The 23,505-nt window shown below is 61.3% G+C and carries 23 protein-coding genes; 12 read left to right on the plus strand and 11 right to left on the minus strand.

All coding sequences use genetic code 11. From position 1 onward, the window contains the following. Positions 1-659 (plus strand): metal ABC transporter permease (locus KBY85_RS10680; protein ID WP_254961487.1); only part of this gene is annotated, 659 nt, incomplete at its 5' end. Here the strand turns inward: KBY85_RS10680 and KBY85_RS10685 are convergent. The 5 genes from KBY85_RS10685 to KBY85_RS10705 are packed head-to-tail and all read right to left on the minus strand — an operon-like array spanning position 574 to position 4,877. Then, on the minus strand, positions 574-1,476 hold the full coding sequence (locus KBY85_RS10685; protein WP_254961488.1) for an alpha/beta fold hydrolase: 903 nt from the start codon (positions 1,474-1,476) through the stop codon (positions 574-576). The genes KBY85_RS10680 and KBY85_RS10685 overlap by 86 nt on opposite strands. Further along, entirely contained in the window at positions 1,473-2,180 is a 708-nt protein-coding gene (locus KBY85_RS10690) for a phosphoesterase (protein ID WP_254961489.1), read from the minus strand. The genes KBY85_RS10685 and KBY85_RS10690 overlap by 4 nt, the downstream gene beginning before the upstream one ends. Continuing rightward, on the minus strand, positions 2,180-3,001 hold the full coding sequence (locus KBY85_RS10695) for a metallophosphoesterase (protein ID WP_254954519.1): 822 nt from the start codon (positions 2,999-3,001) through the stop codon (positions 2,180-2,182). Before KBY85_RS10695 ends, KBY85_RS10690 begins: the two co-directional genes overlap by 1 nt. 26 nt (positions 3,002-3,027) lie before the next feature. Then, positions 3,028-3,813 (minus strand): GTP-binding protein, encoded by a 786-nt coding sequence (locus tag KBY85_RS10700; protein WP_254954518.1) that lies wholly within the window; start codon positions 3,811-3,813, stop codon positions 3,028-3,030. Next, on the minus strand, positions 3,810-4,877 hold the full coding sequence (locus tag KBY85_RS10705) for a GTP-binding protein (protein ID WP_254961490.1): 1,068 nt from the start codon (positions 4,875-4,877) through the stop codon (positions 3,810-3,812). Before KBY85_RS10705 ends, KBY85_RS10700 begins: the two co-directional genes overlap by 4 nt. A gap of 95 nt (positions 4,878-4,972) precedes the next feature. Here KBY85_RS10705 and KBY85_RS10710 point away from each other — a divergent pair, with 95 nt between their 5' ends. Then, a complete protein-coding gene (locus KBY85_RS10710) occupies positions 4,973-5,167 on the plus strand; it encodes a hypothetical protein (RefSeq protein ID WP_180667569.1) in 195 nt (64 codons plus the stop codon). Between the two features lie 262 nt (positions 5,168-5,429). On the opposite strand, the gene KBY85_RS10715 is transcribed toward KBY85_RS10710, so the two are convergent. The 3 genes from KBY85_RS10715 to KBY85_RS10725 are packed head-to-tail and all read right to left on the minus strand — an operon-like array spanning position 5,430 to position 8,691. Then, positions 5,430-6,599: a LysM domain-containing protein gene (locus tag KBY85_RS10715; protein ID WP_254961491.1), complete on the minus strand. Its 1,170-nt coding sequence runs from the start codon at positions 6,597-6,599 to the stop codon at positions 5,430-5,432. Between the two features lie 3 nt (positions 6,600-6,602). After that, positions 6,603-7,139, minus strand: a complete 537-nt coding sequence (locus KBY85_RS10720; RefSeq protein WP_254961492.1) for a hypothetical protein — start codon at positions 7,137-7,139, stop codon at positions 6,603-6,605. Further along, positions 7,117-8,691, minus strand: a complete 1,575-nt coding sequence (locus KBY85_RS10725) for a DUF4055 domain-containing protein (protein WP_254961493.1) — start codon at positions 8,689-8,691, stop codon at positions 7,117-7,119. The genes KBY85_RS10720 and KBY85_RS10725 overlap by 23 nt, the downstream gene beginning before the upstream one ends. 442 nt (positions 8,692-9,133) lie before the next feature. Between KBY85_RS10725 and KBY85_RS10730 the strand changes: the two genes are divergently transcribed. Both KBY85_RS10730 and dsr1 read left to right on the plus strand, forming a co-directional pair. Continuing rightward, entirely contained in the window at positions 9,134-10,228 is a 1,095-nt protein-coding gene (locus KBY85_RS10730; RefSeq protein ID WP_254961494.1) for a hypothetical protein, read from the plus strand. A gap of 138 nt (positions 10,229-10,366) precedes the next feature. Further along, entirely contained in the window at positions 10,367-14,191 is a 3,825-nt protein-coding gene (gene dsr1 / locus KBY85_RS10735) for an anti-phage defense-associated sirtuin Dsr1 (protein ID WP_254961495.1), read from the plus strand. Between the two features lie 81 nt (positions 14,192-14,272). Here dsr1 and KBY85_RS10740 read toward each other — a convergent pair whose 3' ends face one another. Genes KBY85_RS10740 through KBY85_RS10750 form a run of 3 tightly spaced genes read right to left on the minus strand, consistent with a single transcriptional unit; the run spans position 14,273 to position 16,958 of the window. Next, positions 14,273-14,923 carry a sigma-70 family RNA polymerase sigma factor gene (locus tag KBY85_RS10740; protein ID WP_254961496.1) on the minus strand — a complete coding sequence of 217 codons (651 nt, stop codon included), beginning with the start codon at positions 14,921-14,923 and terminating at the stop codon, positions 14,273-14,275. A 59-nt stretch (positions 14,924-14,982) separates the two neighbouring features. Further along, positions 14,983-16,629, minus strand: coding sequence for a terminase (locus tag KBY85_RS10745; protein WP_254961497.1), 1,647 nt, complete (start codon positions 16,627-16,629; stop codon positions 14,983-14,985). Further along, on the minus strand, positions 16,626-16,958 hold the full coding sequence (locus KBY85_RS10750) for a hypothetical protein (RefSeq protein ID WP_254961498.1): 333 nt from the start codon (positions 16,956-16,958) through the stop codon (positions 16,626-16,628). The genes KBY85_RS10745 and KBY85_RS10750 overlap by 4 nt, the downstream gene beginning before the upstream one ends. A 113-nt stretch (positions 16,959-17,071) precedes the next feature. Between KBY85_RS10750 and KBY85_RS10755 the strand changes: the two genes are divergently transcribed. The 8 genes from KBY85_RS10755 to KBY85_RS10790 all read left to right on the plus strand — a co-directional run bounded on the left by KBY85_RS10755 (position 17,072) and on the right by KBY85_RS10790 (position 23,501). Beyond that, on the plus strand, positions 17,072-17,263 hold the full coding sequence (locus KBY85_RS10755) for a hypothetical protein (protein WP_254961499.1): 192 nt from the start codon (positions 17,072-17,074) through the stop codon (positions 17,261-17,263). Further along, a complete protein-coding gene (locus KBY85_RS10760) occupies positions 17,263-17,538 on the plus strand; it encodes a hypothetical protein (protein ID WP_254961500.1) in 276 nt (91 codons plus the stop codon). The genes KBY85_RS10755 and KBY85_RS10760 overlap by 1 nt, the downstream gene beginning before the upstream one ends. Beyond that, positions 17,535-18,344, plus strand: coding sequence for a BRO family protein (locus KBY85_RS10765; RefSeq protein ID WP_254961501.1), 810 nt, complete (start codon positions 17,535-17,537; stop codon positions 18,342-18,344). Before KBY85_RS10760 ends, KBY85_RS10765 begins: the two co-directional genes overlap by 4 nt. 103 nt (positions 18,345-18,447) lie before the next feature. Continuing rightward, positions 18,448-18,732, plus strand: a complete 285-nt coding sequence (locus KBY85_RS10770) for a hypothetical protein (protein ID WP_254961502.1) — start codon at positions 18,448-18,450, stop codon at positions 18,730-18,732. Positions 18,733-19,185: 453 nt separating this feature from the next. Then, positions 19,186-20,433: a site-specific integrase gene (locus tag KBY85_RS10775; RefSeq protein WP_254961503.1), complete on the plus strand. Its 1,248-nt coding sequence runs from the start codon at positions 19,186-19,188 to the stop codon at positions 20,431-20,433. A 231-nt stretch (positions 20,434-20,664) separates the two neighbouring features. Next, positions 20,665-21,231, plus strand: coding sequence for a hypothetical protein (locus KBY85_RS10780; protein WP_254961504.1), 567 nt, complete (start codon positions 20,665-20,667; stop codon positions 21,229-21,231). Positions 21,232-21,324: 93 nt separating this feature from the next. Next, positions 21,325-21,690, plus strand: coding sequence for an AbrB family transcriptional regulator (locus KBY85_RS10785; protein WP_254961505.1), 366 nt, complete (start codon positions 21,325-21,327; stop codon positions 21,688-21,690). A 140-nt stretch (positions 21,691-21,830) separates the two neighbouring features. Beyond that, a complete protein-coding gene (locus KBY85_RS10790) occupies positions 21,831-23,501 on the plus strand; it encodes a PhnD/SsuA/transferrin family substrate-binding protein (protein WP_254961506.1) in 1,671 nt (556 codons plus the stop codon). Positions 23,502-23,505: the final 4 nt, after the last annotated feature.

The raw sequence follows: 23,505 nt of genomic DNA on the forward strand, positions 1-23,505 counted from the left end.
TGTTCGCCCTGCTGGTGAACCAGCTGGTGGCCCGCAGTGGCCTGCCGGCAGACGCCCTGCTGAACATCGTGTATTCCACCTCCCTGGCCTTTGCGGTGGTGGCCCTGAGCCTGGTGGAGACCTACCGGGGTGGCATCCAGCAGCTGCTGTTCGGCGACATCCTCGGCATCGCTTGGCCGGACCTGGCCGTGATCGCCGTGCTGTTGCTCGGCGCGATGGCTTACCTGGCCCTGAGCCTGAGAGCCCAGGTGCTGCTGAACCTCAACGACGACCTGGCCGGGGCGTTCGGCGTCCGCGCCAACTGGCATCGCCTGGCCTTCATCATCTTGCTGGCGGTGGTGGTGGCCGTCTCGATCAAGGCAGTCGGGGTACTGCTGATCAGTGCCTTCGTGGTGATTCCGGCCTGCGCCGGCCGGCTGCTGAGCCGCCGCTTCCCGATTTACATGCTGATTTCAGGCACCTTGGGCGGGGGATGTGCCCTGCTGGGACTGCTGGTCTCGGGGCTCACCAACCTGCCCTCGGGGCCCTGCGTGGTGATCGTGCAGTTCGCAGGCTTCGTGTTGGCCCTGCTGGTCAGCCAGCTGCGTTACTGGTCTGCAGCATCTGCTGTGCCAGCAGGGACCCGAACTCCTGGTGCAGCCCAAGCCGCCCGGGAATGATCGTGACTTGATCGGCGCTCTGTGCCAGCCGCCCCATCTCCTCACTGGAGCGTGGCGGCGCTTCGCCTGCCAGCACCACGTGCAACGGGCACTGCAGCCGTTGCGCTTGCTCCAGCCACCAGCCCCCGTCTTCGGCGGGATCGAGCCCCCCGCTCACAAAGGCCGCACTGGCGAAGCGGGCGCCGCGGCGGCGGGCCAGCTGCTGTTGCTCCAGAAGGCGCTCCGGCGTCAACAGCGACCGCTCGACCCACACGTGGCGCCGCAGCATCAGCCCCAGCACCGCCCGGCTGGTGTTGAGCCGGTAGAGCGCCGGGCCGACCAGCGGCGCGCCCACCAGCTGTCGCAACCAGCCGAAGCGCTGCGGTGACCAGCCCGTCATGGTGGGCAATGGGCCCCGCCAGGTGGGTGCCACGGCTACCAGACGCCGCCACTGCCCTGACCATTCGGTGGCAAGGGCCAAGGCGATGGAGGCACTGTGCCCAGCGGCCACCACGGTGAAGCGTGTGCGGTTCTGGGCGTACAGGTAGCTGAGGATGGAGCGCAGAGCCGAGCGCAACAGGTCCGCGTCGTAGTCAAGGCACGGGCGGTCACTGTCACCGAAGCCCGGCCAGTCGAAGCTCACCAGCTGGCAGCGATCCGCCACCGCCGTCGCCAGCGGTTGCCACTCGCTGCGGCTCGACACGGTGCTCAGCGCTGGCAACAGCAGCCAGGTGGGCGCCCCCGTCGCCGGGCCCCGGCGCTCCAGCACCACCTGAAGCCGGCGACCACCTAAATCCAGAGACAGCGTTTCCGCCACACCTCCGAAGCCCGTGTTCATGCGAACCCCCTGCCAGTGGCGTGGATCGGACAGCCGGCCCGTCGGAACGCGATATGGTCGCTGCCCGGGTCGTAGAGGGTGTAGTGCAGCCCGCTGCCCACCCCGATCACCTTGCGGCTGGGCACGCTCTGGTGCTGCTGCCGTTCTCCTTCGAGATCACGCAGGCGTGATTCGATGCCGCCGCCGCACAACTCCACGCAGAACTGCTCGCCGCTGCGGGCCGTGAACAGGCGATTCGCCTCCATGCGGGTGAGACGATCCAGCAGCTGCAGTGGGGCTGTGTCGGCGGTGAGGCTGTCGCCCACATCGGCCGAACTGCCATGCAGCAGGGCGCAATCGAGCTCCACGAAACCGAACTGCAACGACGCCAGCCAGGCCATGTGGCCGGGATCCACCGCCTGCAGCAGGGCTGCCACGGCCGCTTCCCCGCCTCTCTGGCGCAGGGCATCGGCCCGGCGCTCACCGCGAAAGCCCCGCTCGGCCAGCAGCTGCTCTTCCCACCAGCCGTAGAGGCAGTGCGGTTGGAGGTCTCCCCGGCGCGGCTGCTGCAGACGCTCCAGCAGGGCGTTCGCATCGCGCTCAGGGCCGATCAGATCGCCGAGCACAAACAACGTGTCGACCCGCTGGCGGCGCAGCTCGGCCTGCACCGCCGCATAGACCGTCAGATCACCGCGCAAGCCGCTCAGCAGTGCCCACATCGCCATCAGCGCTCACACACGTGGCTGGCGTCGTCGGCCCGCTCCGCGTACTCGAATCCGTGGCGGAGCCGCCAGGCGAACAGCGGCGGCAGCCCTGCGGCCACGATCGCCTGGCAGGTGCGTTCCACGTCGTAGGGAACCTCGCGGATCTCCACGCTGTCGTCCTGCTCGTGGTGGATCACGTAGGTGGCGCTGGTGCCGCCGTGCCGCGGTTCCCCCACCGAGCCGGCGTTGACGATGCGACGAACGGGAAGATCCACCTCGCGTTCGATGTCGGGCCCAGGGTTCGCAACGGCTCGGCGCAATCGCATCTTGATCACCCCCTCGCGCAGTTCACGCACATAGGGCCGATGGGTGTGACCGCAGAAGAGCGTGTCGGCCTGCGCCGCCTCCACCCGCTCAAGGGCAGCGAAGGCATTCATGTCGGGCAGGAGGTATTCGTGCTGGCTGTTGGGGCTGCCGTGCACGAACAGCAGGCGATCGCGCCGCAACGACAACGGCAGGCTGGCGAGGAAGGCCTTGTTCTCCTCGCTGAGCTGGGCCGCTGTCCAGTGATGGGCCTGTTGCCCGCGCCGCTCAGCCAGCTGCGAGGGGTAGCTGCATTCGCAGGAATTGAGGCCTTCGATGATGTCTTCATCCCAACAGCCCTGGCAGCTGGGGATCTGGCGCGCGCGGATCAACTCCACCACCTCATTGGGCTGGGGGCCGTAGCCCACCAGATCGCCGAGACAGGTGATCGTGTCGATGCCGAGCTGATCGATGTCGCTGAGCACCGCTTCGGTGGCGGCGAGGTTGGCGTGCAGGCAGGAGATAACGGCGTGGGCCATGGGGCGGTGGTTGGAGATGGCGACAGTCAGCGGGTGGCGGGGAGCGGAGCGCCGGAGGGGCGTTGTGGGGCCTGCTGCAGCTCCAGCACCGCATCGCTGAGCAGGCAGTCGGCGATCGTGGCCTCGATGCCAGCCGCATCCAGGTGTTTGCCCTGCACCACCAGCCGCGACAGGCGTTGCGGGCGGCCCTCGGGCGGAGCGACACGCTCCAGCGGCTGGAACTGGGTCCCCTCCTGGCTGACGATCCAGTTGAAGAAGAAGCTGCGGCCATCGGGCAGGTTCATCAGCGCCTTGGCGCGATACACCTCGCCGTAGGCCCCATTCACCAGCTCAAACCAGAAGCTGTTGAGGCTGGGGGGATCCCAGACGCTTCGGGTCAGGTCCAGGCTCCAGGCTTCGAGGGCGTTGAACTGCAAGGTGTCTTGCGGGGGAAGTTCCGCGTCACGGCCGAAGTGCAGATGGCGCTGCGGCAGGAGTTGCAGGGCTTCCAGCTGGGGACGCAGCCTTGCATCGATCCCGCAGCTGTCGGCATCGGCAGGCGGCTGGAACTGGGGCAGTTCAATCAGGGCCAGCAGATCGCCGGTAGGGGGCGCCAGGGCCTGGGCCGGATCGGCGAGATCGCGCAGACCCGGGCAGTGATCCGCCAGCACGGCCAGATCGATGCCGCCATCGAGGGCCTGCGGGCAGCCCTCAGCCGGGAAACCCGCCAGACGCAGGTAACCGCAGGGGCCCTTATGGACTTGCAGCTGGCTCAGGATCCAGCTGGTCTTGCCACAACCCGGCGGGCCGGAAATGAGCAGGATCTGGCTCATGGCGCCACCACGCAGGCCTTGAGCTGCTGCTTGAGGGTGGGCTGATCGAGTCCTTTGCCGATCGCCACCACCCTGGTGTGGCGCGGCGTGCCGGCTGGCCAATCGGAATCATCGATGGTGAAGCGCTTGCCGCAGAGGTGAAACAGGTGCCGGCGCTCGCTCTCGCGGAACCAGAGCACCCCTTTGGCCCGGAACACCGTGTCGGGGAGCTGGTTGTCGAGGAAGTTCTGGAAGCGGCGCAGATCAAACGGCGCGTCCACCGCCAGGGATACGGAGCTGAAACCCTCCAACTCCGGCGTATGGGCGTGGTGATGCTGATGGGCGTGATCGTGATCGTGGTGGGAACCGTGAGGCTCGTGATGGGGATGGTCAGGAGCGTGGTGATGCTCGTGGTCGTCCTCGCGGGCGCCCTCGGCGGCCTGCAGCGCCGCCAGGCGATCAGTTTCAAACAACCCCACGCTCAGCAGCAGGCCCAAAGGAACATCACCACGGCTGGCCCGCAGAATTCGTGCGTCGGTTTTGATCGCCCGCAGCTCGGCCTCAACCTCCTTCAGCCGTAGCTCATCAACCAGGTCGGCTTTGTTGAGCAGCAGGATGTCGCCATAAACCACCTGAGCGCGAGCGATCGGGCTTTCGAGGGCTGTGGCGCTGAAGTGTTCGGCATCAATCACGGTGATGATCGAATCGAGCCGCAGCCGATCGCGCAGGTCCCCTGCCATGAACGTCATGGCCACGGGAAGCGGATCTGCTAGGCCGGTGGTTTCCACCACGATCAGATCCAGTGGCTCGGGGCGTTCGAGCACCCGATGCACCGCCTCCTGTAGCTCCCCATTGATCGAGCAGCAGATGCAGCCGTTGCTGAGCTCCACCATCTGATCACTGGTGGCCACCACGAGCTCGTTGTCGATCCCCACCTCACCGAATTCATTGACCAGCACGGCGCTGCGCAGCCCCTGCTGGTTGCTGAGGATGTGGTTAAGCAGGGTGGTCTTACCAGCGCCGAGGAAGCCGGTGAGCAGGGTGACGGGCACCTGCGCCTGGGACTGCTCCGCTGGAGGGACCATGACCGCGACACAGATTGAGAACGGTTTTCATTCTGGCATTGAGCGCTGGTCGGGAGGCGCGTGATGGCAGATTGTGCACATGTACACGATTCGCCATGTCGGCCTCTGACCGCCACTGCACCTCAAGCCGAACCGGCAAGGTGATGCTCTCTTGCTGGATTCCGGAAGACCTGCGCCAGCAACTCGATCGCGCCTGGGCCGAACAGGGTTTGAGGCCCCATGGCCGCACTCAGAAGGGCATGGAACAGATGATCAAACACTTTCTTGCACACCAGTCCGTAGACCAGTAGGCCGTGCCACCGGCTTCCATCGACATTTTCTGGAGGCACTGATCGCCTGGAGGTTGATCGGTTTGCCGTTGCTGTTGATCGCAACACCTTGGTTCAACAGTGGCGTGCAAGCCTCCTTGCCCTGGCCTCCGGGACATGCAGCCATAGAGAGGGTGCACGCGCGTTTTGTTCTGAAACTCGATGGCGGTCATCAGCAAGGGGATATCCCTGGCAGAGGCATCTCGAGCGCTAGCCCCTGTACGCCTGAACCCTGCTACCTGGTTCAACCGATCGACTCCACTGCCTCGTCCAGCACGGGAGCAGAGCGCCTCGCTGGCAGGTAGATCCACTCCCCAGCAGGTAAGGGAGTGGAGGGCAGATAACCCGGCACCAGCAGTTGCATCCCGGCCGGGATTGGCGTGGTGGAGCGATAGATGGGCAGAAGAAGGGTGGTGCCCGTCGGGAACGGTTCCTCGCTGGGCCAGCTGCTCAGCTCAGGGTTGAACTCGCGCAGCAGGGAGAGGCTGAGGTTCTGACCAGCCGCCACGCTGCTCAAGGTCTCGCCCTCGCCTGTGACGTAGGGCTCGCTCTGCTGCATCACTGGGTTGAGGCTGCGCAGCTTGCTTTCCGTGGTGCCATGGCGACCGGCCAGCACCGCCAGCGAATCACCCTCGACTGCGGTGATCGCCTGGGTGCTTTCCAGCTGGGGGTTGCTACGCCGCAAGGTGGCCACGGTGGTGCCGTAGCGCTCGGCGATCAGGTTCAAGCTGTCGCCAGCTCTGAGCACCAGCACGCTGTGGGGCCTGAGCACCAGCTGGATCGCTTCCCCCAGCAGCGGCTGCACCAACAGACCGATGCCACCGGGGCCGTAGTCCGCCCCGAAGTGCTGCACCAGGCAGCCGGCGAACTGGGCACGACCTCCGGAGGGCAGCCCGCCATCGGACCGCAGCTGGGCTAGGTCCCCTAGCCACATCACCCCCTGGCAGGGGGCCTGCACCGTGCCCAGCAGCGTTGGATCCCAGGGGAGCGGTGCCTCATCACGAAAGCCTGGAGTGGCCCAGGGCAGTTCAGCCGTCAGCCAGTCAAAGGTGTTGCTGGTGCTCACCGGCAGGATCGCTGAGCGGCATAGATAGCCGCGCAGCAACACATCACCCGGGTCGGTGAGGGCGGTGTCGTTGTAGCCGCCAACGATGCCGGCTTGCTCGAGGAAGCAGTCGATCACGTGGCGGCGGATTGGGACCGGGCTGCGGCTCTCGGGGCGGTCAACTTCAAACAGGCAGAGGCGCGCATTTGCGTACGGCTGCAAGGCCAGCCACAGGGGCGCAGCCAGGGGCTGAGCCACCCGGCTGTCGATCGCTGGTGAGGACGCTGGCAAGCCCACCAGTTGGCCCCACTGCCCTGAGGCCCGCACAGGGTTTAGGCCCTGGTTCAGCGGCGAGATGAGCTGCTCCATCGCTCAACCCCGCACAAGTGATCCCTGGAAGGGATCGGTGTTGCACTGGCGCCAGTTCTGCAGCCGCGGCAGCAGCAGTGCCAGCTGTCCGATGTGCTGACTCCTCTGCCGGTTCAGCACCACAGCTGGTGATGGGCCAGCAGGGTTCCACTCGCTTTCGGTTTCCTCTAGCAGCAGCTCGGTGGCGTAGTCGACCACCGCCAACTTGCTCAGCGGCAGCGGGTTCGGCACCACCCCGCCGGCGACGCCCTTGCGCTTGGTGCGCACCGGGCTGTTCACCTCGGTTGGGGTCAGCACCGCCAGCTGCTGATCAAGAGCGGCGATGGCCTCCAAGTGGTGCTGGGCGGTGCATACCCCCGTGGGGTAATGGGTCTGCAGCTGAGCCATTTCCCGGTTTAGGGCCGCCAGGGCAGCACTGGTGACGGGGATGGAGAGGGCTATGTGCAGGGCCTCGGCGTCACCAGGCCGCCAGGTGCAGATAGGTGGGGAGGACTGGGTCGTACCCTCCCTTGCCAGCTCAGTCGCCCCCAGTGATCTCACCCAGTCCCAGCTGCTGCCGCAGCTCGGCCCCGTCGATCACCCCCCGTTCATGCAGCACCAGCCACTCCTGCACCGAAGGCTGGGGTTTGCGCGGCGGTTGCGGTGGCACCAGTGGGCAGATCTCCACGCTGCAGGCCGGCGTGTCGGAGAGCTTTTCGCCGGTGAGGCGGGTCCACTGGCGCAGCAGGGTGCTGAGCATCGAACTCTTCTGGCCCGCCAGCGACTGCAGCACCGCAAAGCTCTGGCCGGCAGTCAGCGAAATCTCCAGCTCGGTGCGAGACGGGCCGTGGCCACCGGCCGGGATCAGGGCGTCGCGGCGCATGGCTTCTTCCAGCTGCTGCAGGTAGGCCCGGTGCTCTGCCAGCGAGCGGGCTTCTATTTCGACCCACTGGAACTTGGCACCCTCCGGCAGGTCCATGAAGGAGGAGGTGGAGAGCACCAGCCGCTGGGGGCGTTGGGCATCTCCGGCGCCAGCTCCTTGTGTAGATCCCAGAGCCCCATCGCTGCGGCGGAAGCCGTAGGCATCCACCAAGCCCGTGCGCACGCCCACTGGTAGAGCGGTGCGCGACAAGAGGTCCTCATAGTCGCTGCGGCAGCGGTAGTGGTTGAGGTACTGGTGGGCCAGGCCCAGGTGGGGCAGATCGCCTTCTCCAAAGGCGCTGCCATCCACTGAGTACCAGAGGGCTGGCAGGTCAAAGCGCTGGGGCAGCAGCGAAGGCTCGCCCACCGGCACCACGTCGTAGCCATCAACGGCGCCGGGGTTGGGATTGGCCTGCCAGGTGCTCAGCACCAGGCCATCGTCCGTCACTGAAAGGCTGCGGTAGAGCCAGGCTTGGGGATCCGGCACCAAGCCGCCATGGGCGTCGATCAGCACCGTGGGCACTGCTGCATTGCCGCTGGCGAACCGGGGCGGCAGGGCTTGGCGGCGCGGCTCCCGCCAGACGATCTCTACCGGCCCCGATGCCGGAGCGGCACTGGCGGAATCGGTAGGGAGGCGCCAGTTGAGTAGGTCGCCTCGGGGTACCAGTTGCAGACGGGGCAGGGAGAGGCGGTCGCCCTTAGCGAGGGCTTCCAGCCGGTCGCCTTCTGATGGCCAGCGGTGCTGGGGCGGCAGCTGCAGGATCAGGCAGCCGCCATCGCGCAGGGTGAGCAGGTCGGCCAGGAACAGGAACACGCCCAGATCTGTGCCCTGGCCGTCCACATCGGTGGCCACCCGAGTGAGGGAATCGGGGAGCTCCTGCCAGGCCAACCGCGACAGCATCCCCGCATAGGTGCGTAGAGCATCGCGGTAGAAGCCGGTGGGCCGAGCTGCCTCCAGGCGCTTGAGATAGCAGGTCTCGGGTTCTTCTATGCCGCGGGTTAGGTACAACGGGCGGCGGCTGGTGCCGTCGGGGAGTTCGAGCAGGGTCCAGCAGTCGTAGACCAATTGGAGGCGATCCCTCAGGCCGGAGAGGGTGAGGTGTTCAAGCCAGGGGGGCTGGGTAGGAAGCGGAGCCTGCGGTGCCGCTGAGAAGGCGGGGCTGGTTGTCCTGCGACGGCGGGTGGTGGGCACTGGCTGCTGCTTGTGGTCACAGCTCTTGCCAGTAGCAGCAATGGCGGCAGGAAAAGCTATGCGGGATCTGCATGGTTTCGGTCAGGGCATCAGGGAAAGTTGGTCACTCAGACCGCGGAGCCTAGGTTCTAAGCGGGTCCGCAGAAGAACCTGGCCTGATGGGCATTTTGCCTAAGATTAGTTGCCAGATGGTGGGTTCAAACTTCAACTGGATATGACTTAGGCTTCTTGCGTGAACCACTAAAGACCGGGCCATCCCTTAGCGAAGATCCAACCATATAGCGCTAGGCACAAGGAGGAATAGCAATTGACTGTAAAATGGAAAAATGGCTTCAACCCGGAGCTCATAGTTGAGAAGCTATCTAGCATAAGAACCCTAGACGGCGAAAAGTTATCTTTCACTGGGTTTGAATACAACGAGTATATATCTGTGCTCACGACAATGATTGAAATCTCTGAAAATATCCCTATCGAAGTTTCACGTGAACTTATTGTAAAAGGTTTTCATGAGGCAGCAAGGAAAACTAAGTTGACACAGAAAAATATAATCTCTTTGGTTGATAAAGCTGTCCGTACGCACTTGGGCATGCCGGAAGAAGGATATTCGCTTGTTACAACACTAAATATTCATTCCAGCAATATCCTGCCAAGATACAAAGTGAATGGGTGCACGCTCCTGTTCTACAAGAACTTGCCTAAAAAATATCTAGCGACAAGGCAGCAGTTCTTATCGATCGCTCCATCTTGGCTGGTAGGCCCGAAAAGGGCTTCCGAGTATTATCTCGTAGCACATGCGTCCGAAAAAAGTACACATGCTGCTGTCGGCAAGATGCTCGATGCTATCGATCTATTGAGAGGCATCTGGAACTTGCAGGCCAACAAAGTAATGGTTTTAAGTTTCGGTGAAAGAAAAAAGCCGATTAACCAAGTATTGCTTGGCGAAGTCCATACTCTACATGGCAAGGATGGAAAGAACATAGGAGACATGTATTGGCATCAATCTGAGAACTTTCAGGACCATCGCAAAGTAGACTTTTCAAACGATTCCTACAAAATTCTTGAAGTTACTAACATTTGGCGGGATGCCTTGAAAAAGAATATCTACAGGAAAGATGTAGAACTAGGAATAGTAAGGTACGTCAGGGCCTTGGACTCGCGTGACTACGATTCGACCTTTATCAAGCTATGGAGTGTTCTGGAGTATCTTACTGGCACACTAAGGGATAGATATGACAAGACCATCAGGCGCGCTTCATTTCTATACAAGGATCGTGAATACAATAGGCTAGTTCTTGAGAACTTGCGCCAGTATCGAAACAAATCAGTTCACTTAGGTGCAGGCGAAAATAATATTGACACCCATGTGTATCAGCTAAAAAGCTATGTAGAGCAGTTGTTGCTGTTTCACATACCGAATTCGTTTGGGCTTAAAAGCTTAGAGGAAGCATCAAGATTCATGGATTTACAGCACGATAAAGAAGCCCTCAAGAAACAAATTGCATTTTGCCAGGCAGGAATCAAATTTATTGGCGAGTAGCCAAGCATCATGGTCGAGAGATCGGCGCAGAGACTGATGATCAAAAATATTTTTTCTGGGACTGCTGATCTTAACCGTTAGAATTACGGAGATTTGACTTGCTCTCATACACGCAAGCATGGATAGCAGAGAAAGAAAATGCAGTTTCTAACCCACGGCCCCGATATTCCCGACGCGTTACTGCAGGCGCACGAAGAGGGCCGTGTGGTGTTCTTTTGCGGCGCCGGCATTTCCAAACCCGCCGGCCTTCCCGGCTTCAAGGGGTTGGTTGAGCAGATTTATCAGTTGAATGGCACGACCCCCACAGACATTGAACATGAAGCTTTCAAGCGCGAGCAGTACGACGCCACCCTGGACCTCTTGGAACGACGCCTGCCAGGACAGCGCCTGGCCGTCCGCCGGGCGCTAGCGGAGTCGCTGAAACCCAACCTAAGCCTCGACGGTGCTACCACTACACAAGCAGCGCTGCTGAGGTTAGCGCGCAATCGCGAAGGAGATCTACGCCTGGTAACTACAAACTTCGACCGGTTATTTCACACGGCGGCAGAATACACAGGTCAAGAGTTCAATGCATATACGGCGCCGATGTTGCCGATCCCGAAAAATAGTCGCTGGAACGGCTTGGTTTATTTGCATGGGCTACTCCCCGATAACAATGAAGACACTATTCTGAATCGACTGGTTGTTACCAGCGGCGATTTTGGCCTTGCCTACCTCACTGAACGCTGGGCGGCACGCTTCGTCAGCGAACTGTTCCGCAACTACGTAGTTTGTTTCGTGGGATATAGCATCAATGACCCAGTACTGCGCTACATGATGGATGCGCTGGCCGCTGACAAGATGCTGGGTGAAGTTACACCTCAAGCGTGGGCGCTTGGCGATTTCAAGGCAGGGCAAGAACACCACAAGGCCATTGAGTGGGAAGCCAAAGGCGTCACTCCAATTCTGTACGAAGTGCCCGATGGAAGCCACGACCATTCCCAACTACACAAGACCTTGAAGGCATGGGCAGAGACCTACCGGGACGGCGTTTTGGGCAAGCAGCGCATCGTCGTCAGCCATGCCTTGGCACGGCCATCTGCTGCTACACAACAAGACGACTTCGTCGGCCGAATGCTGTGGGCCTTGTCGGATAAATCCGGATTGCCGGCCAAATGCTTTGCCGAATTCAATCCTGTCCCGTCGCTGGACTGGTTGCTGGATGCCTTTTCGGCCGAGCGATTTCAGCACAGTGATCTTGACCGCTTTGGCGTTACTCCTCAGAACGAACAGGACGACAAGCTCCGTTTTAGCCTGATTTGCAGGCCGGCACCATATAATCGCGCACCGCAAATGCTGTTGGTTTCAGGCGGCTTCGCCAGCAGTCAATGGGACGACGTCATGTTGCACCTAGCCCGCTGGCTGGTGCGGCACTTGGATGACCCAAGACTTGTCATCTGGATCGCGCAACGTGGCGGCCATTTGCACTATCGCTGGCAGCGGTTGATCGAATACGAGCTTGATCGCTTTGCCTCATTGGAGTGTGGCTGCAAGATCGCGGAGCTGGATGAGATCCGCTCAGAGGCACCCAATGCCATTCCCGGACCTTTAATGCGCACACTATGGCGACTGCTGCTCACCGGACGGGTGAAATCGCCGCGGCGCGACATCGATGTCAATCGCTGGATGGCTCGCCTAAAACGGGAGGGAATGACTCCCACTTTACGCATGGAGTTTCGCGAACTCCTCGCACCCCAGGTTGCCTTGAAGATGCCGTTTCGGTGGAGTCATGAGGGGGAGAACACAAACGGGCCCACGAGGATTAAACAGTTGGTGGACTGGGAACTGTTGCCGACGGCCGATCATGTGCATCCTGCCCTGCAGGCAACTGACGATGCATGCTGGGCGGCTGCCTTACCACTCCTACTGGATGATCTACAGCGCCTGCTGTGCGATGCACTGGACTTGCTTCGCGAGTTAGGCGAATCCGACGATCACAGCGACGGTTCATACTGGGATCTGCCTTCGATCGCTCCACACTGGCAGAACAGAGGCCTTCGAAAATGGGTGATCTTGATCGAGTTGCTACGTGATTCCTGGCTGGCAGTTTGCAGCCAAGATCGTTTTCGCGCCGCAAGAATTGCTGAAGCGTGGTTCGAGCAGCCCTATCCCACCTTCAAGAGACTGGCTCTGTTTGCTGCCACCCAGGATTCATGTATCGCATCCGAGTGCTGGGTGAACTGGCTGTTGTTCGATGCTGCCCGGTGGCTGTGGTCTGTGGATACGCGGCGGGAGATGTTTCGGCTGTTGGTGCTGCAAGGACACCATTTGTCAGCTGCCAATCAGGATCGTCTCGAAGTGGCGATACTGACAGGCCCCCCGCGCGAGATGTATCGAGACAACCTCGAGCCGGATCGATGGCAAGACTTGGTTACGAGTTCAGTTTGGCTGCATTTGGCCAAGCTGAACGCATCCGGCCTCGCTCTAGGCGACGCCGCCAAGCATCGGTTGGAAGAATTGTCCAGCACCTACCCACAATGGCAATTGGTGGTCAACGAAAGCGATGAGTTCGCGCATTGGATAAGCGGCACCGGCGATCGGGACTACGAGGAAGGTAGGGACATAGACATCGCTCCCCGCAAGCGGCATGAGCTGGTGCTATGGCTGATGAAACCGCAGCCTGAACGGCTCCCTTTCTACGAGGACAAGTGGCGGGAGGTCTGCCGCACCCGCTTCTTTCATATCCTGTTCGCGCTACGCGATCTAGCACTTCATGGTGTTTGGCCGGCCGAGCGATGGGGCGAGGCCCTCCAGGCCTGGAGTGAAGAAGGATTAGTGCTGAGGTCGTGGCGCTATGCCGCGCCGGTGGTGCACACCATGCCCGATACCGTCATCCAGGAAATCAGCGATGATGTGACGTGGTGGATCAAGGCTGCATCCAAGTCCATAAGGCGCCACGAGGACGTACTGCTGGACCTCTGCGGCCGCGTCTTGACGCTGCCACTCGAGGTGGGCACCAAGATGATGCGTAATGGCGAGCCAATTGACCAACCTGTCACAGAGGCCATCAACCACCCAGTCGGGCATGTCACTCAGGCATTGATCAACTTGTGGTTCATACGGAATCCGAACGACAACGATTTGCTTCCGGCTGACGTCCAACCTTTCTTCACCCAGCTGTGCGATGTGCAGGTAGATCGATTTCGTCACGGTCGGGTACTGCTTGGTTCGGAATTGATCGCATTCTTTCGCGTGGACCGTGTTTGGACCGAGCAATATCTGTTGCCACTATTCAGTTGGGACAATCCTGCCGAAGCGCGAAGCATGTGGGAAGGTTTTTTGTGGTCACCCCGTCTGTACCAGCCTTTGCTGACCGCCTTCAAGCCTCAGCTTCTCCAGAGTGCAAGCCATTACGACGAACTAGGCGACCACCGACAACAGTTCGCCGCCTTCCTGACGTACGCAGCGCTGGCTCCAAGTGATGGGTACGCCATGGATGATTTTCGATCAGCGATTGGCGCCCTGCCTCAGGCTGGTCTCGAGACATGCGCGCAGGCGCTCTTCCAAGCTCTCGAAGGAATTGCTGATCAACGCGAGGATTATTGGAGGAACCGTATCCTGCCCTTCTGGAAAGAGGTGTGGCCGAAGTCACGCCACCTAGCTACTCCGCGAATGGCAGAATCCTTGACCCGGCTGGCGATTGCTGCACGAGACGAATTCCCGGCCGCTTTGGCTGCGGTTCGGGACTGGCTACAACCGAGTGAGCACCATGATTTCGTAGTGCATCTACTACACGAATCGGGCTTGTGCGTAAGATACCCGGTAGACGCGCTAAATTTGCTGGCTGTTGTGATAAACGAACAACGGCAGGCCCCGAGAGAGCTGAGCCAATGCATAGACGGGATAGTAGATACTGCGCCAGATCTACTTCAAGACGCCCGATATTACCGTTTGCGAGAATACATTCGCAAGTACGGATTGTGACAGCTGCGTGAGCAGCTAAGAACTTGTATGCGTTAGATTCTAGCATCAGCATCAGCGGGCATCGCTGCTGGTGCTGATCGCTTACTCAACAGGAAAAGCAACCACCCGTACCGAGCAAGCATCGACAATCTGAATCCACTGCTCACGGCTGATCCCTAATCGCTCCAGCATCTCAACTACGCCAACTCCTGAAGTAAGCAATCGCTGCCCCCGCGCATGCAGCTCCCGCCATGTTGGCGGCACCTTGAGCAAGAAGCCGTTGTCCCGCAGGAAGTGCGTGATCTCCCCATTGGCGTAGGTGCGCCCGTAGGGCCGGAATGGTCCCCGTGAAGGGTCGTAGCGGCGCGCCGCTTTGATCAGTCCGATCATTGCCAGCTGCAGCAAGTCCTCCTTGGGGTGAACAGTGCGGCGAGCGAAGTTGCCGGCGATCTTCTCTGCCAAGTCCATGTGCTCCAGGGCCAGGGCGTCGGCAGCGGCGTGGGGGCGGACTGGCCGCTGTCGCTGTGGCCTGCAGCGCGTCGGCTGCTGATACTTGGGCCTCGGCGGGTGATGCACCGGCGCCTGGAGATTGATCTCCAGCTGCTCTGCCCGTGCATGGCACATCGGCTGGCGGTAGCGATGTTGCTTGAGCATTTGCGCCATACCTGCGGCATCACCCACCAGCACGACTGTGATCGGCAGCACCAGCTGCACAGCAGCCGGAGTCACCACGGCAGGGCGTGGGCTCTCCATCACTGATCGCGTGGAACCTTCCCGCACCGCGGACGTCAGCGGCTCACTCACAATCCCCCTCATCGGCTCACCAGCAGTGGCGTCACCACCGGCTTGATGCCCTGGGCCTTCCAGTAACGGCCCTCCAGCCAGAGGGCGCCGTGGCAGAAGGCATCCACCAGGTCCTTGCTGCCCTTGGGAAAGCGGATTGCTTCTTCCACCAGGGTCTGGGCACGGTGGTGGAAGCGGATCTGACCTGCCTCCACCAGGGGGGCTACCGCATGGGCGCGGGTTTCCTTGCTGCCGCGGGCGGTGATTGGCAGCATTCCCGGCACCCTGCGCCTGAGGGTCTGGAGCACCGCTGGGCCATTGGCGGCGTCCTCGACCAGCACGGCATTGGGCCGCAGGCCCTGCTGCTCCAGCGCCTCCAGGCACCCCAGCAGGAAGCGGATCACCTCTGGCAGGCCAAAGCGATGGCGGGCGGCCCAGAGCACCTCCATCTCCAAGGCGGTGCTCTGAGGCTGCCATTCGTGCTCGCCTGTGCGCGGGTTGAGCCGTCTGGGGGGTGGTGCCAGCAGGCCCATCAGGCAGAAGCCGCAGTAGTCGCTCTCTGCCTCCCCCTTGAAGGACAGGTCACACGAGAGGGCCAGCAAGGCGTACTGACGCTGGGGTCCACTGGCCGCTCCTGCCTCCTCGCGAGGGAAGGGCGGCCGGATCCAGTTGCGCAGGAAAATTGATCCAGACGCCGGGCTGGGCCGCTGCTGATACAGCGCTGCCCACCAGTAAGCGCCAAGGCGGGCGCGGATTTTGACCAGCTCGCTCAGCGGGAACCGCTCCGGACAGAGAGCCTCTCCTGGTTGGCGCCAGTCCGGTACCAATGTGCAGGTGGGTGGCAACTTGGGGCGTTCAGCCGGCTCTTCTGCAACAGCGGGTAGATCGAGCACGGTCCACTGCTGCGGCGCCTCGCCCAGCTCCTGCTCGTACAGCCAGCCGATCACGTCTTGGTGGTCCCAGCGGGTGAGCACCACCACCTGGGCTGAGAGGTTCGGCTGCTCGCTGCCGTCTGGACCCAGCACCATGGCCGGTTCGGCCCGGGTGAGCCAGACCGAACGCAACCAGTCGATCAGCTTCTGCCGCAGCGCCGGAGAGGCCGCATCGCCGGGTCCCTTGTAGGGGTCGTCGATGATTCCCAGGCTGTAGCCCTTGCCCGTAAAGGGGCCATCAACACCAGCAGCGATGCAGCCGCCGCGCTGGCGGGTGAGCCAGTTGCCCACCGCCGCTGAATCGCGGGCCAGCAGGTGGCCGGTCACCCGGTAGAAGTGGCGCGCTTCTCGGGAGTGGGCGTAGGCCAGCTCGGCCGAATACGACGCAATCGCCGCAAACAGGTGCGGGTAGCGCTGCAGGAAGTAGGCCGGAAACAGCTTGGAAACCAGGAGACTTTTGCCGAGTCGGGGAGGACAGGTGACGATCAGGCGGCTGATGTGGCCATCGGCCACGGCTTGCAGCAGGTCGATCAGTACGTCAGCCCAGCGGTGGAAGCCGTAGCGGGGGTAAGCCTCAGCGATAAAGCTGCGCAGGCTCTGGGGTTCCGATGGCTCGGCTGTGGTGGTTGTGGGGAGGTGCAACAGGCCGGCGTCGCCCCAGGGGTCGAGCTCGCTTAGCAGCAGGCCGCTGCTAGCTGCTGCAGGGCGCTGCACAAGTGCCGTACTCGAAGGAGCGCCCGTCATCCCCTCAGCTCCGGTGACTTGATGGGGCCCCGCAGGATGCCGCCGATCTCAGCAATCACCCGGAAGGCACCCACCGCCGCAGAGAACTGCTCGGCATCCATGGCGCGGCGGGCGCAGTCGTAGAGGGCGTAGATGTGCTGGGCCTGGTGGCGGCGCCGGTCGGTGAGCAGCTCCTGCACCATCCGCTGACGCGCCAGGGCCAGGTATTTGCTGATCGTTTTGATGTTGCTGATTCCCCAGTTCTGGGCTGCTTTTTCCCTGATCACAGCCAAAGGCAGCCGCTGGGCGATCCACAGCTGGGCCTCAGCTATGCGGGTCTCCACCTCCATATGGCTGGCGCGGGGTTTGTGGCTCTGGCCGCGGCGGCCCCTGGGCGGAGCAGTACGACCAGGACGGCAACCCCAAGGGCCCCAAGATCGAAGACCAGGCGTCCGCCGATGCGGTGCCCCGCAACGTAACGATCGGCTTTTACGGTCCGCTGAGCATCCACGAGGGCACAGATCCAGCTTGGATCGAAGCAGCCGAGCAGGCCTACAGGGCCGATGAGGCAGCAGCGCGCCAGCAGCAGGCGATCCCCCTTGCCGATGCAGAGGACTACGGCGATGAGTTCGCCGATGAAGAGGTGCCCTTCTGATGAGCCACCACGCCAATTTCCGACTCAGTGAGAGGGAAAGGAGTCCCAAGCTGCCGGCCTTCTGCCGGACCCGCCAGAGAAGCGCCACCACCGTGGGGCTCAGCGCGCTGCAGCAGCTGCAGTGGTTGCTGTGGCTGCTGCTGGCGCTGCAACTGAGCACGATCTTGCTGCTGCTCTCCGGCACGGTGCCAGCTCCCCGAAGACCGCAAGCAGGAGCACCCATCGCCACCACTGCCGCAGCTGGCGCCACTGTCCTCTCGCCTTCTCAGCCATGAGCAGCACGACCGCTCTGGTGCCCTACCCGTTCGAGGGGCACCGCATCCGGGTCAGCACCGATGCGCACGGTGAGGCCTGGTTCGCCGCCGCTGATGTCGCAGCAGCCCTTGGCCAGCAGCCGATCGCCAGAGGGCTGGCCAACCTGCGGGAGGCGGAGCACTGCCTCCATTCCCAGGAGGGACCCGGCAGCCAGGGCTGCACTCTGGCCCTGATCAGTGAAGGCGGCCTACTGCGCCTGCTGCTGCTGCTGGACGCCAGCCAGACGGCCTGGCGGATGCGGCGCTGGCTCACCCATGAGGTTCTGCCAGCCCTGCACCACCAACAGGTCAAATCAAGGGCCCACTTATCAGGCCCGGCTGGGGAAAAGACCCAGACCGTGCAGGCGGTGCTGCGGCTTGCTGAGGAGATCATCGAGCTCACCGGCGTCGGGTACTCCGATGCGCTTCTAGCTGCCATTGAGGACATCGAGGCCAGCACCGGCCTCCACTTGGCCCCACTGCAACAGATCCTTTGCGACACCAACTCTGCGGCCTCAGCTCATCGCCCCGCTCAGCAAGGTCGTGCGCCAGCCGAAGAACGCCTGGATGCAGAGCAACTGGCCGAGCGGCTGGGCCGCACGATCAGGGATATCAACCGCCGGTTGGCGGCCTGCGGCCTGCAGGTGCGCAATGACCTTGATGACTGGCAGCTCACTGCAGTCGGCTGCGACTGGGGTATCGCCCTGCCGCGCTGCAGCCGCGGCGAGCACCGGCAGCAGCTCGTCTGGGATCCAGCTGTGGTGGCGTTGCTGCAGGGGGAAGGGTGATAGCAAACAGTTTTGTTCTGGTCGGCCTACCTCCCGAGGGGCAGTGCTGCCTGGTGGCCCAGAAGTCGAATGTGAATTCTCGCTATTGCAGGAGGGGCCGGTAATGGTCTCTCCAAGAGTTCGTCACAGCCGTCCGCAGCCCCCTGCCAAGCCAATCGAACTAGCCCATACCCAGGAATGGGCTGATGCCCGATCGGCGGGTCCGCTTCTTGGTGTGAGCGAGAAAACCCTGGGTCGCTGGCGCAAGGCCGGCTTGTTCCGGGCTGGGGTGCATTGGCGCCGCAAATTCCCAAGCAGCAATTCACCAGTTCTGTATCACCTAGAGCGCTGTAACGAAGCGATGAATGAAGCGACGGCCCGCACGCCCCATCTCCTCGAGAAAAACTGAGCCTTTCAAGCACGGCAACGAAAGCCCTGGTTCAGTCCGCTACTGGACCAGGGCCATTTGTTGGAGTGGGCCGGGCCTAAGCCTGCTGGAAATGGCTTGAAATCGGCCAGTGACGCCCTGAGAGGGGTCCAGCAGGGCTTGTAGGGAATAAATCCGCCAGTCCTGCTGGTTTTGCTGTGTCCCGCTGCCAGAACTTGAATCTTGAGGAAGGCGGTGCCTGGCGGCTTTGCCCACATCTTGCCCACAAAGCAGGGGGCCTATCGGTGAAAAGTCAATCGGGGCGACAGGATTCGAACCTGCGACCTACTAGTGCTCCCAAACCAATCGATCAATCCTGATCAGCACTGCTGAAACCAGTTGCAGCAACTGACTTTGTCTGAGGCTGTCATGGCCTGTCAGGTCCAAAAAAGCCATTTTTCCGTACAATTGTACGAATGGTTGTTTGAGTGTTCCATGGCTGCGAGAGCCCGTCATGACCAGGCCTGGGTGAAGGGTTTTCGGGTCTCCATTCGTACAAGTACGGCTGAGGGCTGGTGGGTCCGCGAGCATCGGGACCGCATGCGTCTCGAGGTAAAAACCGCCGACGGCAGGATGACCTCTGTAGCCCTCCCCTTTGACTGGGCCAAGGGGCAAACGGGCGATGCCGTGGCAAGGGTGCGCTCCATTTATCGCCTAGTCGGCGAGGGCCACACCTTGAAGGCCGCTGCAACCCTGGCTGCTGGGGAGGCACCAGCGGCACCAATCGATTGGACGGCTGTGGCGGAGAGATTTCGGGTCCAGAAGTTGCAGCACGGCACGACCGTGAAACCTGAAACCTGGGAGGCCCACTACTTACCTGTTGTCACCGCTGCCGTGGAGCTCCTTTGCAGTCGAAAGGCACCGATGAACCCTGCCGATCTGATGGATCAGTGCATCAGAGCCTGGCCTCCTGGAAGCCGAACGCGTCAGATCCGAGCTCAATCACTGGCTCAGTTCCTGCGCTTTGGCGTGCACCGCGCTGGGTTGCCTGTCCTCTGGGTACCGCCATCTGAGCTACGGCAGCACGTGGGAACCAAATCCAGAGAAGCGGCATCTGCCACTCAGAAGGGAGATCCCTTCACCGACCAGCAGATCTTGAACCTGATTGATGGATTACCTCAAAATGCGGCTGGCTGTCGTTGGGCCGACAGCGTCCGACTAATGGCCGAGCTGGGTCTGCGTCCGATCGAGCTGCTGCATCTGACGATTCGTGCAGATTCAGCCACGCGAGAGCCCTACTGGTGGTGCACCTATCGAAAGCGCAGTGGTGGGGGTTCAACCGATTCACGCCGGTTGTTCCCCCTGCCATTGATAGGAGAAGACGGGCAAGCAAGCAGCTGGAACTTGATGCAGCGATGGCAGGCGAATTTGATCGAGCTGCCACCACTAAATAGTGGGAACAGTCCTGCAGATTGCATCAAGACATATCTAAGCCGTCAGCAGTCATGGAAATCGCTGCGACAAGTGATGGCTGCAAATGCCCAACGTGCAGTTCCTTACAGCTTCCGGCATAGCTACAGCCTGCGCGGTCATCAACGTGGAATTGATGCTGGCAGCATGGCGCAGGCAATGGGTCACAGCTTTGAGGTGCACTGTCGCTCCTACCCGTGGGCGAGTGCTGCTGGGACGATTGCAGCATTTCAGCGCGCCAACGCGGCAGTGGCCTTGTCCTCTTTCGCCTGAAGCCAGCCAGGGCAGCTAGCGCTGTTTTTCTATGGCAAGTGAACTGCCAGTCGCCGGAAGAAAACGTTATGCCTATGCGGTGTTGGCATTGAATCAGCTGTTATCAGCAGTTTGCGGCACTTGAGGTTCTAGATGGGACTCATTCAGCTGCTGACCATGCACTCCTCCATCTATCGACTTGCGGCCGGCACTGCTGCAGCAGCAGCAATCGGACTCTCGGCTACGCCTGGTGTGGCCGCGGTATATCAAGCCCTCTGCACCGGTGGCTCGGAATGCACCGTCACCCTGGCTAATGGTCAGATCGGTACCCCTGGACTAGTCATCAAGAAAGATCAGGTGCTCTCTTGGTCACAGGGTGGCTCAGGAAGCAAGACTGATGTCGGCATGGGCGTTGCCGGTGTCGTGCTCTTTGGCATACCAGGCCTGATCGGCTTTGCTGCCAAAAAGCACGACTACACCTTCTCGATCAACTACGTCGATGAAGCCGGCAATATTCAGGCAACGGCAGTTGGCTTCAAGAACAATGTCCCAGCCAATCAGTTCATGATGGAAATGATGGGTATGACGGGGTTGAGCCTCGGGGAGGTCAACAAGGATCTCCAGGGGCGTATTGATCAGATCAAGGCGGAGTCAGCCGAGAAGGCACGTATTGCGTCACTGGACTGCGCCCGTGCGCTCAAAACCTATAGCTGCAGCTGGAATGACTATGTAGCAGCCAACCCAGCTGTCCAGCTCTGGGCCAATAAATACCCTTCAATGGTTCCAGCAGAGAAGGCGCGGCTAAGAGCTATTGATTGATCCTGTGCAGCGGCCAGTACATCTCAAACACATCAGGACTGGACAGTGGTGATCAGGCTGGTATCTTCCTAGAGGGGATATTGTTTTTCACTTATGTTTACCGGTCCTGAACTGCTCGCCAAGGTCAAGGAGCTAGGCGATGTCTCCAAGTCAGAGCTCGTGCGTGAGTGCGGCTATGTGAGCACCAAAAAAGACGGCAGCGAGCGCCTCAACTTCACTGCGTTCTATGAGGCCTTGCTGGGCGCTAAGGGTGTGAGCCTCGGCGCCGATAACGCCGGCCGGGGAAAGGGTGGCCGCAGCCTTAGCTATGTCGCAACTGTTCAGGGCAACGGCAACCTGCTGGTGGGCAAGGCCTACACCGCAGTGCTCGACCTACTTCCCGGCGATGAGTTCGAGATCAATCTCGGAAAGAAGCAGATCCGCCTCGTGCCCGTGGGCGGTAGCGACGACGAGGAGTGATCAATCATCTGCCTGTTGCTGTTTCAGGCGAGCGAGTCCACCTACAAACGAGGGGTGATTCAGCCAGGCCAGCGAGAGCAGACTGCCTGTGACAGCATGTCCTTCTTGCAGGGCAGCGATGCTCCCGGTGGTTCAAGGCTGTGTCTGAACTGGATGGGCTGCCGCAGCAGGAATGGCTGACGCTCACCGTGATCCAGGCGCTTGACGCTCTGCGGGATGGGCTACGTCCCTTCGTGGTGCAAGTGCTTGAGGAGAAGGAAGGACCTCACTGGTTCAATCACCCTCGGGTGCAGCGCATGCTGCCCGCGCCACCAGATCAAGAAGGGGAAGTCCAATGCGCAACAGAAGCCCCGGCGCTGGACCTGGCCCTGCTGCTCAAGCTGATCGGCTCCGACTGCTATTGGTATCGAACCTTCCGGCCGCGACTTCCCGGCATCAGTCGTTGGCAAATCGACAGCCTGCGGGAACTGCGCAATCGCGTTGCCCACAACGACGGTTCTGATCCCCTATTCATAAAGGCCGCACTGCTGCTTCCTTACCTCAACACCATGGAGCAGGTGCTGCAGGTTGTTGGCGGTGATCAGCTGGATGCCATTGCCAGGCTGAGGGCGGGCCTGGAACGCCGGCGACGACAGCTCTTTCGTGCCATCGCCCTGGGGCGCAGCCGCTGGTCGTTCCCTTTTTGGCTTGCCGTAGCAGCGGTTTCGGGAGGGTGTCTCTGGCTTTTTGACTATCTGGGCTCCCCCCACGTGGATCAGCGCACAGTTGTGATCGGCACGCCCGACCGGCGACTGGAGCGCTACCTACCTCTGGAGCAGCATCTGGAGGGGCGTCTACGTCCATCACAGTTCCTCCGTGCTCTACGTGGCGAGAAGATTGATGTTCGGATTGAGGGGGCACGCTCCTATCCGGAGGCCGTCGCCCATCTCAGAGCGCGGCGCTGGGATGTATTGCTCGGCTTCTCACCAGTGGTGTCGATGGAGGCTGTTCAGGCGGGGTACCGCCCGATCGGTCGCATGTTTCCCCAGGACCCCGAGTACCGCGCCATCTTGTTCACACGTCAGGACTCACCCCTGCGCGGTCTACAGGACATCAACGCGGCAACCCGTTTGGCACTTGGTGATTTCTTCTCTGCCACCAAGTACTACGTGCCGATGAGCCTGTTGCGTGGCCGCAGCGCTCGCATCACATTAAATCTCTCGACTGCTGAGATTGCAGAACAAGTACGCAGCGGTAGCGCTGATGTGGGTGCGATGGCTGGCAACCCACTGCGTTTTGAAAAGCTAAACCCTGGCCTAAAGATCATGGCCAGCAGCCCGCCGCTTCCTCAGTCGATTGTGGCTCTCTCCCCCAGTCTTTCGGATCTTGATCGTGATCCGCTGCAGCGCGCCTTGCTCAACGCTCCGCCCTCTGTCCGTGGAAAGTCCGCCGCCAATTTCGGACCTGGCGCAGCACCCGACTATCGCCTCTTTGCCAGACAAGTGGCAGAGGGCAAAGCATTCAGCGCATACCTGCGCAATGAAGCACCAGATATGAAGCTCAATTGCCCAACCTCAGATCGCATCAACTTGGTTGAGGGGTGGATCAATAACGTCCAAGCGGACGGTGATCGCGTGCGCATTCAACTGTCGAGCGCAGACCGCCAGTCTTTTGATCTTTTGATTCAGCGTGCGCTGTTGGAGCAAATCGCGGTGTTCGATGTGCTCAACGACCTCCGTGGTCGTTTCTTGAAGGTATTAGCTCTCCAGCATCTGTGGGATAAGCAGCCCGTTGTGCTCGAGACCCCACACCAGTTGGAGATCAGTCCTTGAAGTT

It is taken from the genome of Cyanobium sp. BA5m-10 (assembly GCF_024346255.1).
Lineage (GTDB): Bacteria > Cyanobacteriota > Cyanobacteriia > PCC-6307 > Cyanobiaceae > Cyanobium_A > Cyanobium_A usitatum.

Bases quoted from the DNA above. Each gene is read 5' to 3' on its own strand.
- KBY85_RS10685 (WP_254961488.1), bottom strand. From the start codon at position 1,476: ATGAACACGGGCTTCGGAGGTGTGGCGGAAACGCTGTCTCTGGATTTA.
- KBY85_RS10690 (WP_254961489.1), bottom strand. From the start codon at position 2,180: ATGGCGATGTGGGCACTGCTGAGCGGCTTGCGCGGTGATCTGACGGTC.
- KBY85_RS10695 (WP_254954519.1), bottom strand. From the start codon at position 3,001: ATGGCCCACGCCGTTATCTCCTGCCTGCACGCCAACCTCGCCGCCACC.
- KBY85_RS10700 (WP_254954518.1), bottom strand. From the start codon at position 3,813: ATGAGCCAGATCCTGCTCATTTCCGGCCCGCCGGGTTGTGGCAAGACC.
- KBY85_RS10705 (WP_254961490.1), bottom strand. From the start codon at position 4,877: ATGGTCCCTCCAGCGGAGCAGTCCCAGGCGCAGGTGCCCGTCACCCTG.
- KBY85_RS10710 (WP_180667569.1), top strand. From the start codon at position 4,973: ATGTCGGCCTCTGACCGCCACTGCACCTCAAGCCGAACCGGCAAGGTG.
- KBY85_RS10715 (WP_254961491.1), bottom strand. From the start codon at position 6,599: ATGGAGCAGCTCATCTCGCCGCTGAACCAGGGCCTAAACCCTGTGCGG.
- KBY85_RS10730 (WP_254961494.1), top strand. From the start codon at position 9,134: ATGATTGAAATCTCTGAAAATATCCCTATCGAAGTTTCACGTGAACTT.
- dsr1 (WP_254961495.1), top strand. From the start codon at position 10,367: ATGCAGTTTCTAACCCACGGCCCCGATATTCCCGACGCGTTACTGCAG.
- KBY85_RS10740 (WP_254961496.1), bottom strand. From the start codon at position 14,923: ATGGAGAGCCCACGCCCTGCCGTGGTGACTCCGGCTGCTGTGCAGCTG.
- KBY85_RS10745 (WP_254961497.1), bottom strand. From the start codon at position 16,629: ATGACGGGCGCTCCTTCGAGTACGGCACTTGTGCAGCGCCCTGCAGCA.
- KBY85_RS10750 (WP_254961498.1), bottom strand. From the start codon at position 16,958: ATGGAGGTGGAGACCCGCATAGCTGAGGCCCAGCTGTGGATCGCCCAG.
- KBY85_RS10760 (WP_254961500.1), top strand. From the start codon at position 17,263: ATGAGCCACCACGCCAATTTCCGACTCAGTGAGAGGGAAAGGAGTCCC.
- KBY85_RS10765 (WP_254961501.1), top strand. From the start codon at position 17,535: ATGAGCAGCACGACCGCTCTGGTGCCCTACCCGTTCGAGGGGCACCGC.
- KBY85_RS10770 (WP_254961502.1), top strand. From the start codon at position 18,448: ATGGTCTCTCCAAGAGTTCGTCACAGCCGTCCGCAGCCCCCTGCCAAG.
- KBY85_RS10775 (WP_254961503.1), top strand. From the start codon at position 19,186: ATGGCTGCGAGAGCCCGTCATGACCAGGCCTGGGTGAAGGGTTTTCGG.
- KBY85_RS10785 (WP_254961505.1), top strand. From the start codon at position 21,325: ATGTTTACCGGTCCTGAACTGCTCGCCAAGGTCAAGGAGCTAGGCGAT.